The 12,775-nt window shown below is 65.0% G+C and carries 13 protein-coding genes; 8 read left to right on the forward strand and 5 right to left on the reverse strand.

Features of this window, described 5'->3' with window-relative positions; all coding sequences use genetic code 11:
* Positions 1–79: 79 nt before the first annotated feature.
* Positions 80–682 (forward strand): Rid family hydrolase, encoded by a 603-nt coding sequence (locus tag ACVJ19_RS39045; RefSeq protein WP_456739502.1) that lies wholly within the window; start codon positions 80–82, stop codon positions 680–682.
* Here the strand turns inward: ACVJ19_RS39045 and ACVJ19_RS39050 are convergent.
* Together ACVJ19_RS39050 and ACVJ19_RS39055 are read right to left on the reverse strand one after the other, a co-directional pair.
* The gene (locus tag ACVJ19_RS39050; protein ID WP_453954338.1) at positions 607–2,088 is read right to left on the reverse strand and encodes an aldehyde dehydrogenase family protein; all 1,482 of its coding nucleotides are present in this window, start codon (positions 2,086–2,088) and stop codon (positions 607–609) included. The two genes, ACVJ19_RS39045 and ACVJ19_RS39050, sit on opposite strands and share 76 nt — an antisense overlap.
* 163 nt (positions 2,089–2,251) lie before the next feature.
* Complete coding sequence (locus tag ACVJ19_RS39055; RefSeq protein ID WP_453954339.1) at positions 2,252–2,752, reverse strand: Lrp/AsnC family transcriptional regulator; 501 nt, start codon at positions 2,750–2,752, stop codon at positions 2,252–2,254.
* 157 nt (positions 2,753–2,909) lie between these two features.
* On the opposite strand from ACVJ19_RS39055, the gene ACVJ19_RS39060 reads away from it, so the two are divergent.
* From ACVJ19_RS39060 to lpdA, 5 genes are read left to right on the forward strand one after another with little or no spacing between them, the layout of a single operon-like run.
* On the forward strand, positions 2,910–3,197 hold the full coding sequence (locus tag ACVJ19_RS39060) for a hypothetical protein (protein ID WP_453954341.1): 288 nt from the start codon (positions 2,910–2,912) through the stop codon (positions 3,195–3,197).
* Positions 3,194–4,426 (forward strand): thiamine pyrophosphate-dependent enzyme, encoded by a 1,233-nt coding sequence (locus ACVJ19_RS39065; RefSeq protein ID WP_453954342.1) that lies wholly within the window; start codon positions 3,194–3,196, stop codon positions 4,424–4,426. Before ACVJ19_RS39060 ends, ACVJ19_RS39065 begins: the two co-directional genes overlap by 4 nt.
* Positions 4,427–4,430: 4 nt before the next feature.
* Entirely contained in the window at positions 4,431–5,447 is a 1,017-nt protein-coding gene (locus ACVJ19_RS39070) for an alpha-ketoacid dehydrogenase subunit beta (protein ID WP_453954343.1), read from the forward strand.
* Positions 5,447–6,730, forward strand: coding sequence for a dihydrolipoamide acetyltransferase family protein (locus ACVJ19_RS39075; protein WP_453954344.1), 1,284 nt, complete (start codon positions 5,447–5,449; stop codon positions 6,728–6,730). The genes ACVJ19_RS39070 and ACVJ19_RS39075 overlap by 1 nt, the downstream gene beginning before the upstream one ends.
* 13 nt (positions 6,731–6,743) lie before the next feature.
* Positions 6,744–8,141, forward strand: a complete 1,398-nt coding sequence (gene lpdA, locus ACVJ19_RS39080) for a dihydrolipoyl dehydrogenase (RefSeq protein ID WP_453954345.1) — start codon at positions 6,744–6,746, stop codon at positions 8,139–8,141.
* A 36-nt stretch (positions 8,142–8,177) separates the two neighbouring features.
* Here the strand turns inward: lpdA and ACVJ19_RS39085 are convergent, their stop codons facing one another.
* Positions 8,178–8,954, reverse strand: a complete 777-nt coding sequence (locus ACVJ19_RS39085) for a LamB/YcsF family protein (RefSeq protein WP_453954346.1) — start codon at positions 8,952–8,954, stop codon at positions 8,178–8,180.
* A 140-nt stretch (positions 8,955–9,094) separates the two neighbouring features.
* On the opposite strand from ACVJ19_RS39085, the gene pxpB reads away from it, so the two are divergent.
* Positions 9,095–9,850, forward strand: coding sequence for a 5-oxoprolinase subunit PxpB (pxpB, locus tag ACVJ19_RS39090; protein WP_453954347.1), 756 nt, complete (start codon positions 9,095–9,097; stop codon positions 9,848–9,850).
* A gap of 8 nt (positions 9,851–9,858) precedes the next feature.
* Complete coding sequence (locus ACVJ19_RS39095) at positions 9,859–10,884, forward strand: 5-oxoprolinase subunit C family protein (protein WP_453954348.1); 1,026 nt, start codon at positions 9,859–9,861, stop codon at positions 10,882–10,884.
* A gap of 27 nt (positions 10,885–10,911) precedes the next feature.
* Here the strand turns inward: ACVJ19_RS39095 and ACVJ19_RS39100 are convergent, their stop codons facing one another.
* Together ACVJ19_RS39100 and ACVJ19_RS39105 are read right to left on the reverse strand one after the other, a co-directional pair.
* The gene (locus tag ACVJ19_RS39100) at positions 10,912–11,988 is read right to left on the reverse strand and encodes a flavodoxin family protein (protein WP_453954349.1); all 1,077 of its coding nucleotides are present in this window, start codon (positions 11,986–11,988) and stop codon (positions 10,912–10,914) included.
* Positions 11,989–12,094: 106 nt separating this feature from the next.
* Positions 12,095–12,703, reverse strand: a complete 609-nt coding sequence (locus tag ACVJ19_RS39105; protein WP_453954351.1) for a cysteine hydrolase family protein — start codon at positions 12,701–12,703, stop codon at positions 12,095–12,097.
* Positions 12,704–12,775 lie beyond the last annotated feature (72 nt).

Raw genomic sequence — 12,775 nt, forward strand, 5'->3', positions numbered from 1 at the left:
CGATGTCGTCGCGATCAGGCCAGCGGAAACGCTGGGCTCCTGCGCGCAAGCGCAAGCTTGGTGAACATTTCGACCAGCGATGGACGGCGACACCGAGCCATTTATGCATTGTTTCCAATGCTTTATCTGGCCACGCGCGGGTGCTGCGCTCCCTCATCCGATCGGGCTTGGTGGGGAATCTCTTCAAACGACATCGACATGGAAATGTGCGATATGCCGCCCGTTCCACAGCAGCATCGGTCTCATCATGATAAATCGCGTCTTGCCCTACGAAGGACTGCTCCACGAGGTGGTCGAGCATAATGGTGTGCTCTACATCGGCGGGATCGTCCCCGAGGATACGAGCCTCGATATGTCAGGCCAGGCCAACGACGTCCTCGGGCAGCTGGCGCGCCTGTTGAAGACGCTCGGATCCGACCTCGGCAACGTCCTGCAGGTGACGATCTACATGACCAACCTGAAGGAGAAGGCGGAGTTCAATGCGGCCTGGAAGGGCGCATTTCGCGGAAGCTCATTTGCCGGCGCGGGCCGCAATCGGCGTGGCCGATCTCGGGCCTGGCGTCAAGCTCGAGATGACCGCCATCGCTGCCCGGCAATAGCCGCGCATCAGTCCAGCTTGATCCAGACGCCCTTCGTTTGCAGATATTCGTCGAGGTGCTCGGTGCCGCCCTCGCGGCCATAACCGCTCATCTTGTAGCCGCCGAACGGCATGGCGGGATCCAGCGCGTGATAGGTGTTCACCCACACCGACCCTGCGCGCAAGCTGCGCGAGATGATGTGGGCCTTGCTCACGTCGCGCGTGAAGACACCTGCCGCGAGCCCGTACGGCGTCGCGTTGGCGCGTTCCACGGCCTCGTCGAGGGTGTCGAACGGCAGTGCGGAAATGACCGGGCCGAAAATCTCGTCCCGGGCGATCTGCATGTCGTCTGAGACGCCGGCGAACACGGTCGGCTCGACGAAGTTGCCTCTCGCAAGACTGCCCTCCCTGATGCGCCGGCCGCCGGCCACCACCCTCGCGCCCTCCTCGCGCCCGCTTTGCAGGAAGCCTTCGACCTTGTCGAGCTGTCGCTGGGAAACGAGAGGCCCGATTTCCGTCGCCGGATCCGCGCCATCGCCGATCTTCAGCGCCGAGGCGAACTTCCCGAGCCGTTCGACCAGTTCATCATGGATTTTACGCTCCACGAACAGCCGCGAGCCGGCGATGCAGATCTGGCCTGAATTAGCGAATGCCGCCATCGCGGCGATCGGCACGGCCTTGTCGAGATCAGCATCAGCGCAGACGATGACCGGTGATTTTCCACCAAGCTCGAGAGAGACCCGCTTGAGGTTGCCGGCCGATGCCCGGATGATCGCTTGGCCTGTCGCGGTGGAGCCGGTGAAGACGATCTTGTCGACGCCGGGATGTTCGGCCAGAGGCGCGCCGGCCTCCGCCCCCGTTCCGGTCACCACGTTGACGACGCCCGGCGGCACGCCGGCCTCGTTCATCAGATCCGCGATCAGCAGCGGCGTCAGCGGCGCCTCCTCCGACGGCTTGAGCACGATCGTGCAGCCGGTCGCGAGCGCGGGTCCGATCTTCCAGACCGATGCGGCCGTCGGTGCATTCCAGGGAATGATGGCGCCAACCACGCCGACGGGCTCCTTCCGCGTGAACGAGACGATGTCCCCCGGAAGCGAATTGTCCACCGTCTGCCCGTGGAGCGCGGTCGCCATGCCGGCGTAGTATCGCAGCATGCCGATCACGCGGAGCTTGTTCGCCCGCGTCCGGGCGATCGGCATTCCCATATCGGCCGTATCGGACTGGCTGATCTCCTCCCAGTGCTTCTCGAACAGGTCGGCGATACGCAGCAGCAGCGCCTGCCGCTCGAACGGCTTGAAACGGCTCCACGGCCCGACGAAGGCGCGACGGGCCGCGGCGACCGCCTCGTTGATGTCGGCCGCCTCGCCGCGCGGGACACGACCGATGACTTCGCCGGTCGCGGGATTGCGCGTCTCGAAGTCCTTGCCCGAGCGGGCTTCCACCCAGGAGCCATCGACGAACATCTTTCGGGTTCGGCCGTCGATCGGAAATCGGATGTCAGCTTTCGTCATCGCAGTACTCCTGTCTCAACAGAGGCGATGGACGGATGCCACGCCGCTATTTGATTTCGCGCTTTCATAGCGGTGATTCCTCGCCTCGGGCAGGGTCCACCACGATGGCGTGGGCTGCATTGTGATGAGCCGTGGTCGTCCGCTCGAACACGGGAGCCGAATGTCAGGGCTGGACGGCCTTGGAAGGATCGATCGAGATCTGGCGCTTCAGGGTGCGCAGGCCGAACGTCGTTCGCGACTGCCGGATGCCCGGTATCCTGTACAACGCCTGTCGCAGGAAGCGCTCGTAGTGATCGGTGTCCCGCACCACGACCTTGATGAGATAGTCGTATTCGCCGGTCACCAGATAGGCTTCCATCACCTCCGGAATTCGCGACAGGGCGGCGCCGAAGCGCTCGAGCACCTTCTCGTCATGCTTGTCCAGCGTGATCTCGACGAAGGCGATGTTGTTGTAGCCGAGATGGGCGTGATTGAGCACCGCGACATATTTCTCGATCGCGCCGTTTTCCTCCAGGCGCTTCACCCTGGTCCAGCACGGCGAGCTCGAGAGCCCGACCTGCTCCGCCAGCGCACTCGTCGTCAGCCGGCCGTCCTCGCAAAGCGCCGAGAGAATCCGGCGATCCAGCTGATCGAGCTCCTCGACGGGGCTGCGTTTGGAGGGCATCGGAAGATCCTTCTGTCATTTCGTATTTTGCCGGGAAAACCTTCCGCCATTTTTGCACTTCTGTCTGAATTTTGGGAAATTTTCTTGAAACAGGAGATTATCATGTGTCGCGAGAGAACGTGACATGCAACCTCGGCACCCCCGGCGCGTCAGCGTGATGGCCACCACGCCCGACCCCTTCGACGGGATCGTCCGGCTTGTGCTCGACGCGGCGCGTTTCGGCTTCGGCCTCGACCAGGTCGCGATGACGACGCACCCCGATGGGAACCGAACGATACGGATGGTTCTTGAAGTCCAGCCGTCGGCCGATTGCACAGACCTTGCGGAACGGTTGTCACGGCATCCGGCAATCACCGGCCTTCACGTCGTGGAGCTCGCGCGTGAGGACTCCGGGCGGCCAGGCGTTGCCTCTTCAGAACCCGCAAACGAGCGGATACTCCCATGAACAGCCCCACGCCACTTCGCTTTCACGTTCCGGAGCCTGCAAGCCGGCCAGGCGGAAAGCCGGATTTCTCCGGCGTCTCGATTCCGAAGGCAGGATCGGTCCGGCGTCCGCCGGTCGACGTGCTCCCTGAGGAGATTCGTGACCTCGCCTACTCGATCATCCGCGTGCTCAATCACGAGGGCCGGGCAATCGGGCCATGGGTGCCGGACCTCTCCCAGGACGAGCTGGTCGCCGGCCTGCGCCACATGATGACCCTGCGCACGTTCGACGCGCGCATGCAGATGGCGCAACGCCAGGGCAAGACATCCTTCTACATGCAGCACACCGGCGAGGAAGCGGTGAGTTGCGCGTTCCGCATCGCACTCGGTCCAGACGACATGAACTTTCCGACCTACCGCCAGGCCGGGCTTCTGATCGCACATGACTATCCGCTGGTCGACATGATGTGTCAGATTTATTCCAATGAGCATGATCCGCTCAAGGGCCGGCAATTGCCCGTGATGTACTCTTCGAAAAAACACGGCTTCTTTTCGATTTCGGGCAACCTCGCCACGCAGTTCGTCCAGGCGGTCGGCTGGGCCATGGCGTCGGCGATCAAGCGCGACAACCGCATTGCCGCCGCCTGGATCGGCGACGGCTCGACGGCGGAGTCGGATTTCCATGCGGCGCTTGTCTTCGCCTCGACCTACAAGGCGCCGGTCGTCCTCAACGTGGTCAACAACCAGTGGGCCATCTCGACCTTCCAGGGCATCGCGCGTGGCGGCTCGGGCACCTTCGCGGCGCGCGGCCTCGGCTTCGGCATCCCCGCGCTCAGGGTCGACGGCAACGACTATCTCGCGACCTATGCCGTCGCAAAATGGGCGATCGAGCGGGCGCGACTCAACCTCGGGCCGACACTGATCGAATACGTCACTTACCGCGCCGGCGCGCATTCGACGTCGGATGATCCTTCCGCCTACCGGCCGAAGCACGAATCCGAGGAGTGGCCGCTGGGCGATCCCGTGATCCGGCTCAAGCAGCACCTCATCGCAGCCGGCGCCTGGTCGGAAGAGCGCCACAAGCAGACCGAGGCCGAGATTCTTGCCACCGTCATCGCCGCGCAGAAGGAAGCCGAGGCCTTCGGCACCCTGCATTCCGGCGGCAAGCCCTCGGCGCGCGATATCTTCGAGGATGTCTATGCCGAGCTGCCGCCGCATCTGCGGCGCCAGCGCCAGCAGATCGGAGTTTGACGCGATGCCGCGCATGACGATGATCGAGGCAATCCGTTCGGCGCTCGACGTCTCGATGGCTCGTAACGACGACGTCGTGGTCTATGGCGAGGACGTCGGCTTTTTCGGCGGCGTGTTCCGCTGCACGCAGGGCCTGCAGCAGAAGTACGGCGTCTCGCGCTGCTTCGATGCGCCGATCAGCGAATGCGGCATCATCGGCACCGCGATCGGCATGGCCGCTTATGGCTTACGCCCCTGCGTCGAGCTTCAGTTCGCCGACTACATGTATCCGGCTTACGACCAGATCGTCTCGGAGGCAGCTCGCCTGCGTTATCGTTCGGCTGGCGACTTCACCTGTCCCCTGGTCATCCGCATGCCGACCGGCGGCGGCATTTTCGGCGGGCAAACCCACAGCCAGAGTCCCGAGGCGCTGTTCACGCATGTCGCGGGACTGAAGACGGTGGTGCCGTCAAATCCCTATGATGCGAAGGGCCTCCTGATCGCGGCTATCGAGGATCCGGACCCCGTCATCTTTCTGGAGCCGAAGCGGCTCTACAACGGCCCGTTCGACGGTCATCACGATCGCCCGGTCACCGCATGGGCCAGGCATGAGCTCTCCGAAGTACCGGAGGGACATTACACCACGCCGCTCGGCAAGGCGGTGACGCGACGCGCCGGCGAGGCTGTCACCATCCTCGCCTACGGCACCATGGTTCACGTCGCACTCGCCGCCGTCGAGGAGACGGGCGTCGATGCCGAGGTGATCGACCTGCGCACCCTGCTTCCGCTCGATCTCGAGACGATCGTGGCTTCGGTCGCCAAGACCGGCCGCTGCATCGTGCTGCACGAGGCAACCCTGACCTCCGGCTTCGGCGCGGAGCTGACGGCGCTGGTGCAGCAGCACTGCTTCTATCATCTCGAAGCGCCGGTGATGCGTATCACGGGCTGGGACACGCCCTACCCGCATGCACAGGAATGGGATTATTTCCCCGGCCCTGCCAGGCTCGGTCAGGCGCTACGCGACATCGTGGAGACACGCTGATGGGCGAGCGCAGCGTCAAGCTCCCGGATATCGGGGAAGGCATTGCCGAAGCCGAACTGGTCGAATGGCACGTCAAGGTGGGCGATCTCGTTCGCGAGGACGATTTGCTTGCCACCGTGATGACCGACAAGGCTTCGGTCGAAATTCCCTCGCCGCTCGCGGGCGAGGTCAGCTGGGTCGGCGCCCAGATCGGTGAAGCGGTCGCGATCGGCTCGACGCTCGTGAAACTTAAGGTCGCCGGCGACGACGCCTCGGAGCCGGCAGACGAGGCACCGACGAAAGACGTCGCGGCGCCATCGGCCGTGACGAAAGCCGAAACCCCTGACGCTCGGCCGACGCCCCCTGCCCGCGTTCGTCCCGCGGCGATCGAGGCCAGGCCGGCGACGACATCTGCGGTCCGCCGCGCGCCGGGCGAGAAGCCGCTGGCCTCGCCCGCCATACGCCTCCAGGCGCGGGAAGCCGGCATCGACCTGCGCCAGGTCCACGGCACCGGCCCCGCCGGACGCATCACCCACGAGGACATCGACGCTTTCCTCTCGCGCGGACCGGCGTCGGTCCACGGTCGCGGCATGACCCCGAAGACCGCCGTCACAGACGTCAAGGTGGTGGGCTTGCGCCGCCGCATTGCCGAGAAGATGGCGCTGTCGAAGTCACGCATCCCGCACATCACCATCATCGAGGAGGTCAACGTCTCCCCGCTGGAGGATCTTCGCGCGTCGCTCAACAGGAAGCCGGCGCCGGAGCATCCCAAGCTCACGCTGCTGCCATTCCTGATGCGCGCCATGGCCAAGGCGCTTGCCGAGCAGCCCGCGCTCAACGCGCTCTATGACGACGAGGCCGGCATCGTGCATCAGCATGCCGGCATCCATATCGGCATCGCGACCCAGACCCCGTCGGGCCTCGTCGTGCCCGTGGTGAAGCATGTGGAGGCGCGCGACTTGCGGGACTGCAGCATCGAGCTGAACCGCCTCGCGCAGCGCGCCCGTGAGGGCACCGCGACGCGCGAGGAACTGACCGGATCGACGATCACCATCACCTCGCTCGGCGCGCTTGGCGGCCTTGCGACCACGCCGGTGATCAACCACCCCGAGGTCGCCATTGTCGGCGTCAACAAGATCGCGGTGCGTCCGGTCTGGGACGGCACGCAGTTCATGCCATGCAAGATGATGAACCTCTCCTCCAGCTTCGATCACCGCGTCATCGACGGATGGGATGCCGCCGTCTTCGTGCAGAGGCTCAAGGAGCTGCTGGAGAATCCGGCGACGATCTTCGTCGATCCCTGAGGCAGAAGAAGCAATGACCGAGATCACCTGTCAGCTTGTCGTTATCGGTGGCGGCCCCGGCGGCTATGTGTGCGCGATCCGCGCCGGCCAGCTCGGCCTCGACACCGTCCTCGTCGAACGCGGCAAGCTGGGCGGAAGCTGCCTGAACGTCGGCTGCATTCCCTCGAAGGCGATGATTCACGTTGCCGAGGAATTCGAGAAGCTGGCCGAGGCCGCACACGGCAAGACGCCGTTCGGCCTGACTGCGGCAAAGCCCGCGCTGGACTTCAAGCAGGCGATCGCCTGGAAGGACGGTATCGTCCAGCGGCTGAACAACGGCGTCGCCGCGCTGCTCCGCAAGGCCAAGGTCAAGATCGTCCAGGGCCATGCTCGCTTTCGCGACGGCAAGACGATCGTTGTCGAGACCGAGACCGGCCCGAAGACGATCAAGGCCGAAACGGTGGTGATCGCAACCGGCTCGGCACCTGTCGAGTTGCCCTCGCTGCCGTTCGGCGGCAACGTCATCTCCTCGACCGGCGCTCTCTCGCTCGCAGAAGTGCCAAAATCCCTTGTCGTCGTTGGTGGCGGTTATATCGGGCTCGAGCTCGGGACCGCCTTCGCCAAGCTGGGGAGCAAGGTGTCCGTGGTGGAGGCGCTGGACAATATCCTGCCGCTCTACGATGCCGAGTTGACCGCTCCGATCACAAGACGTCTGGGCGCGCTCGGGGTCGAGGTGCTGACCGGGGCCCGGGCGCTCGGCCTGACCGCCAAAGGCGACGGATTGCGCGTCGAGACGACCGACGGCAGGGAGCGCAGCCTGCCGGCGGACAAGATTCTCGTCACGGTCGGGCGCGCGCCGGTCACCGCCGCATTGGGGCTGGAGCAACTCGTCCTCGACATGGACGGCCGCCTCATCCGCATCGGCCAGCATTGCGAGACCTCGATGCGCGGCATCTATGCGATCGGCGATGTCACGGGAGAGCCGATGCTGGCCCATCGCGCCATGGCGCAGGGCGAGATGGTGGCGGAAATCGCCGCCGGCATGCCGCGCGCGTGGGACAAGCAGTGCATCCCAGCGATCTGCTTCACCGATCCCGAGATCGTCTCCGCCGGCTTGTCACCGGAAGAGGCTCGCCAAGCCGGCATCAACATCAAGGTTGGGCAGTTTCCCTTTGCAGCCAATGGCCGCGCGATGACGCGCCATGGCGAACCCGGTTTCGTGCGCGTCGTCGCCAGGGCCGACAATCAACGCATCCTCGGTATCCACGCCGTTGGACAGGGCGTCTCGGAGCTTTCTGCCGCGTTTGGCCTGGCGATCGAGATGGGCGCCGTCTTGCAGGACATCGCCGGCACGATTCACGCGCATCCCACGCTGGGCGAAGCGATCCAGGAAGCGGCCTTTAGGGCACTCGGCCACGCGATCCACGTCTAGGCCTGCCCCCCGGGCGAAGGCCCGACGAAGGGCGGCTCAGGCGCCGATGACCTTGGCCATCGGCGCCAGCGTCACTCCAGCTGCGGCAAGGCGCGCCTTCAGGCGCTGCGCCATCGCGACCGCGCCGGGCGTATCGCCGTGGACACAGACGCTGTCGATACGGGTCGGCAACTGCGCGCCCGACAGGCACGTGATCGCGCGGTCCTCGATCATGCGAATGACCCGTTCGGACGCGACCTCGGCATCATGAATGACGGCTCCGGCGAGGCGGCGCGACACCAGATTGCCATTGTCGGCATAGGCGCGATCGGCATAGATCTCGCGCACCAGCGGCAGGCCGAATTTCTCGCCGGCCCGCTCCGTCTCCTGGCCGGGCATCACCACGAAGATCAGGTTGCGGTCGATGGTGCGGATCGCACGCGCCACGGCTTCGGCGAGGTCGCGATCCTCCGCGGCGATGTTGCCGAGCGCACCGTGGGTCTTGACGTGGCGGACGGGGTGCCCCGCGTCGGACGCCAGCGCCATCAGCGCGCCCACCTGGTAGAGCACGATCTTCTCGATGTCGGCGGGGCGCTCGCCCTGGATGGGCCGGCGGCCAAAACCCCAGAGATCGAGAAAGCCGGGATGCGCACCGGCCTGTACGCCATTGGCCTTCGCCTCGCTCAGGGTGCGATGCATGACGAGCGGATCGCCGGCATGAAAGCCGCAGGCGATATTGGCGGAGGTGACGGTCCGCAGCATCTCGGCGTCATCGCCGAGCGTATAGACGCCGAAACCTTCCCCCATGTCGCAGTTCATATCGATCAGAGTCATCGTCGTCCTCGCTTGTCGCTCAGGTTCGATATAGACATGATGCGCGCTGCGCGTCACGACAAATTCGGCGCGCCGCTTGCATGGGGCGGTGACGCTTTTCGAAGAGCATGGCTACGTCCAACGATCTCACCAGGGCCTCAATGAGCATGGCCGATGATGCACTCTACGCGGTGCCACGCTTCCGCCGCTCGGGCGATGCCGCGCTGACGGTCGAAGTCGGCGACGGCATCGACGCCGATGTCAATGCGCGGGTCGTCGATCTCGACCGTGCACTGACCGAGCGTGCGCTGCCCGGCATCGTCGAGATCGTGCCGACCTACCGCACGTTGCTGGTCTGCTTCGATCCGGTCGTGCTGTCACGGCGCGAGATCGAGGCCGAGATCATGGCGCTGTGGCCGCCGGTGGCGCCGAAGGGACAGGTCCGCTGCCGCTGGTCCGTTCCCGTCGCCTATGGCGGCGACAACGGCATGGACCTCGACTGGCTCGCGCAGCGGCTCGACACGACCACGGACGAGATCGTGGCGCGGCACAGCGCAGCCGAATACCGTGTCTACATGATCGGCTTCATGCCGGGGTTTGCCTATCTCGGCGGGCTCGATCCCGCACTTCATGTCGATCGGCGCCCGGAACCCAGGCTCGTGACCCCCCCGTGCAGCGTCTCCGTCGGAGGCCAGCAGGCCGCGGTTGCGCCGCCCCTCGCCTCGCCGAGCGGCTGGCACATGCTTGGGCGCACGCCGGTGCGCTCCTATGACCCGCGACGCACGCACGAGCCCTTTTTGTTTCGCGCAGGCGATCTGCTGCGGTTTCATCCCATCGCTGCTAGCGAATTTGCCGCGCTGGAGCGCGCGGCCGAAGCAGGCGCGATCATCGCCGAGAGAGAAGAGTTGAAGGTCTGAGCGGCGCAATGTCTGTTGATCTCGCAATCATCGAGCCCGGTCTTGCAACGACCCTCCAGGATCTTGGCCGCCGTGGATTCCAGCGCTTTGGCATCTCGGCGTCGGGCGCGATGGATCCGATTGCACTCGCGACCGCCAATGCACTGGTCGGCAACAAGGCCGAAACGGCCGCCCTCGAAATCACCCTCGCAGGACCCACACTCACCTGCGCCGGCGCCGATCTCCGCTTCGCTCTTGCAGGCGCGGACTTCGCAATCGCCATCGACGGGCGGCCGGTTTCGTCGCACGAAACACATGATCTGAAGGCAGGCCAGCGCCTCTCGGTCGGGACCGCGCGAGACGGCGCACGCGCCGTCCTCGCCGTCTCCGGCGGCTTTCAGATCGCACCGATGCTCGGCAGCGTCTCGACGCATTCGCGCAGCCAGCTCGGCGGGCTCGACGGTGGTCCGCTGCGTGCGGGCGATCGATTGCCCCTGGCAGCGCCCGGACTGCCGGCCCGGCCACATTTGATGGTGCCCCCGGCGCACCGCCGTCGCGCGCAAGGCCCGGTTCGCGTCCTCCTCGGCCCGCAGGACGATGCCTTCAGCGCCGAGGGGATCGCAACCTTCTTCGGCTCCGACTACACCGTCACGGCCCTGTCCGATCGCATGGGATGCCGGCTCGAGGGGCCGCGGGTTCAGCATGCGGGCGCGGTGGGCATCGTCTCAGACGGCACGGTGTTTGGCAGCATCCAGGTTCCGGGAAATGGCCAGCCGATCATCCTGCTCGCCGATCGCCAGACCACTGGAGGATATCCAAAGATCGCAACCGTGATCTCGGCGGACCTGCCGCGGCTTGCTCAGCTCCGCCCCGGCGAACGCGTCCGCTTTCAGGCGATCGAAGAGGACGTCGCCGTGCAGCTCGCCCGCGACATGCGCGAACGGATCAGGCGCATCGACGCATCCCTGGTCGAGATCCAGCGCACCGCCGCGCCCACGAGTGACCATCTGCTGGCGTGCAATCTCATCGGAGGCGTGATTTCCGCGCTCGATTGAACAGAGTTGGCGCCGAACACCCTCGCGTCACTTCGGGTTGGGCTGTTCCAATCCTGCGCCCGGTTCATCCAACCGGCCGGCCCTCGCAAGCTGGACTGCATGTCCCAGCGCGCGCGCCACGTTCAGCACCTCCTGCTGAAATGCGCGGTCTTCGTCCAGCTCCTGATGCGACGTGGCATATTTCTCCATATAGCCGACGTAGCCGTCGAGCTCGCCGAAGCGACCCGCCGAGATCAGGTGCATGTCCGTCAGCCAGTCAGACAGGGTTCTGCGCACACCCTCGCTGCCGACACTGTCGCCGTGAACCACGAGGCAAAAATGGCGGCCGGCGAGATGACGCGGATAGGGCCAGCCTTTCAGCTCGATCGCCTTGGCCTCATCCGCCTTCTTGCCATGCGTCGAGGTCGGATCGGGATTTCCCCCATCGGCGCACACGAGCCGGTCCATCATCGCCTTGAGTCCGGCCGGGACATGGTACCAGTTCACGGGCGTCATGATCAGGATGCCGTGGGCGGCGACCCAGAGCGGATAGATCTCGTTCATCCAGTCGCTGGTCTGGCCCAGCGAGTAATTCGGATAGCAGCTACACGGCCAGTGGCAGAGCGGCATGGCCGTGGACACGCAGGCTTTGCAGGGATGGATGTTCTTGCCGAACTCCGAGGTCAGGCGGGAGAGATCGAGGATATCCACGGCAAAGCCCATCTCGATGAAGACGGGTTCAGCCATCTTGACCATGCGCCAGGTCTTGGACATCTCGCCAGGACAGGTGTGCTCGCTCCGGGCTGACCCGTTGATGATGAGGATGCGGGGAGGCGCACTGGCGTCATCATGCCGCCGCTGGGCCTCGAGGACCGCAGACCGGGCATTCAGCCAGTCAATCGCGAGATCGTAGTCCGGATCGAAAAAGCCCGCCCCTGCCTTCCGGGTCACCGGCGCCTTGCGCGAATGACTGTAGGCATCCCAGGCCGCTCCGATCACAGCATCCAGCTCATGCTGCAGGGGCGCAAACAAGGGATCAACAAACTGGTCCCTGTAGCGGCGCTCAAACGCCTCGCGCGACAGTTTGACGGGTGGCATCCCCTTGCGAATGTCCGGATCCGTCATGCTGTCTCCTCTGGATATCGGTGCGATCCGATCAACCGGAGAGTGCTGCGTGCGGTTCCTAAGGCAGGAGGGGGCGCTGCTATAGGCCGCGCGCAATACCGCATTGCTATTCGCGCCAGAATTCCGCGAGCTCCTCCGCGGTCACCAGATCGACCTGACCATGGAAGCGCGTGCGATACATCGTCATGAGCGCGTCATGGCCGACGTCGGATGAGCTGCACAGAGCGTCCTCCACGATGACGACCCGGAAGCCAAGATCGACCGCGCTCAAGACCGTCGACAGGACGCAAACATCGGTTTCGGCGCCTGTGATGACCACCGTCCCGATTCCTCTTTCGATCAACGAAGTTGCCAGCGCCGGATTGCTGAACGCCGAATAGGCCGGCTTGTCGACGACGCGGGCCGGCGGGGCGTGGCGTGCCAAGGCCGGGACAAGGTCAAGCGCGGATGCTCGAAGATGGTTGCGGGTGGCCTGCTCCCAACGCCGGAAATAGCTGCGCCATTGCCCGGGACGGTCCTCCGGGTGTTGCGGCGTGATGAAGCGCGAAAACACGGTTCGCACCTCGTAGCGCGACACGATCGTGACGATCGTTGGCAGAACTCGCTCCATCCACGGAGTCTCCCAGAGACCGCCGGGAGCAAAGATGTTCTGCATGTCGATGCAGAGATGAACGGCGCCGCGAATCTCCGCGACCTCCGACTTGCTATCCCTCATTATCTGTCACCGTCCGCCTGCATGACCCGTACTCACGAGCCCGACCGATCCGCTTGCAGCGCCCGCGCCTGA

This window comes from Bradyrhizobium sp. USDA 376, assembly GCF_054063675.1.

What these genes read in the sequence shown, in the direction of transcription:
- ACVJ19_RS39100 (WP_453954349.1), bottom strand. Translation starts at nt 11,988, where the DNA reads ATGACGGATCCGGACATTCGCAAGGGGATGCCACCCGTCAAACTGTCG.
- ACVJ19_RS39075 (WP_453954344.1), top strand. Translation starts at nt 5,447, where the DNA reads ATGGGCGAGCGCAGCGTCAAGCTCCCGGATATCGGGGAAGGCATTGCC.
- pxpB (WP_453954347.1), top strand. Translation starts at nt 9,095, where the DNA reads ATGAGCATGGCCGATGATGCACTCTACGCGGTGCCACGCTTCCGCCGC.
- ACVJ19_RS39050 (WP_453954338.1), bottom strand. Translation starts at nt 2,088, where the DNA reads ATGACGAAAGCTGACATCCGATTTCCGATCGACGGCCGAACCCGAAAG.
- ACVJ19_RS39085 (WP_453954346.1), bottom strand. Translation starts at nt 8,954, where the DNA reads ATGACTCTGATCGATATGAACTGCGACATGGGGGAAGGTTTCGGCGTC.
- ACVJ19_RS39105 (WP_453954351.1), bottom strand. Translation starts at nt 12,703, where the DNA reads ATGAGGGATAGCAAGTCGGAGGTCGCGGAGATTCGCGGCGCCGTTCAT.
- ACVJ19_RS39060 (WP_453954341.1), top strand. Translation starts at nt 2,910, where the DNA reads ATGGCCACCACGCCCGACCCCTTCGACGGGATCGTCCGGCTTGTGCTC.
- ACVJ19_RS39095 (WP_453954348.1), top strand. Translation starts at nt 9,859, where the DNA reads ATGTCTGTTGATCTCGCAATCATCGAGCCCGGTCTTGCAACGACCCTC.
- ACVJ19_RS39045 (WP_456739502.1), top strand. Translation starts at nt 80, where the DNA reads ATGGACGGCGACACCGAGCCATTTATGCATTGTTTCCAATGCTTTATC.
- ACVJ19_RS39055 (WP_453954339.1), bottom strand. Translation starts at nt 2,752, where the DNA reads ATGCCCTCCAAACGCAGCCCCGTCGAGGAGCTCGATCAGCTGGATCGC.
- ACVJ19_RS39065 (WP_453954342.1), top strand. Translation starts at nt 3,194, where the DNA reads ATGAACAGCCCCACGCCACTTCGCTTTCACGTTCCGGAGCCTGCAAGC.
- lpdA (WP_453954345.1), top strand. Translation starts at nt 6,744, where the DNA reads ATGACCGAGATCACCTGTCAGCTTGTCGTTATCGGTGGCGGCCCCGGC.
- ACVJ19_RS39070 (WP_453954343.1), top strand. Translation starts at nt 4,431, where the DNA reads ATGCCGCGCATGACGATGATCGAGGCAATCCGTTCGGCGCTCGACGTC.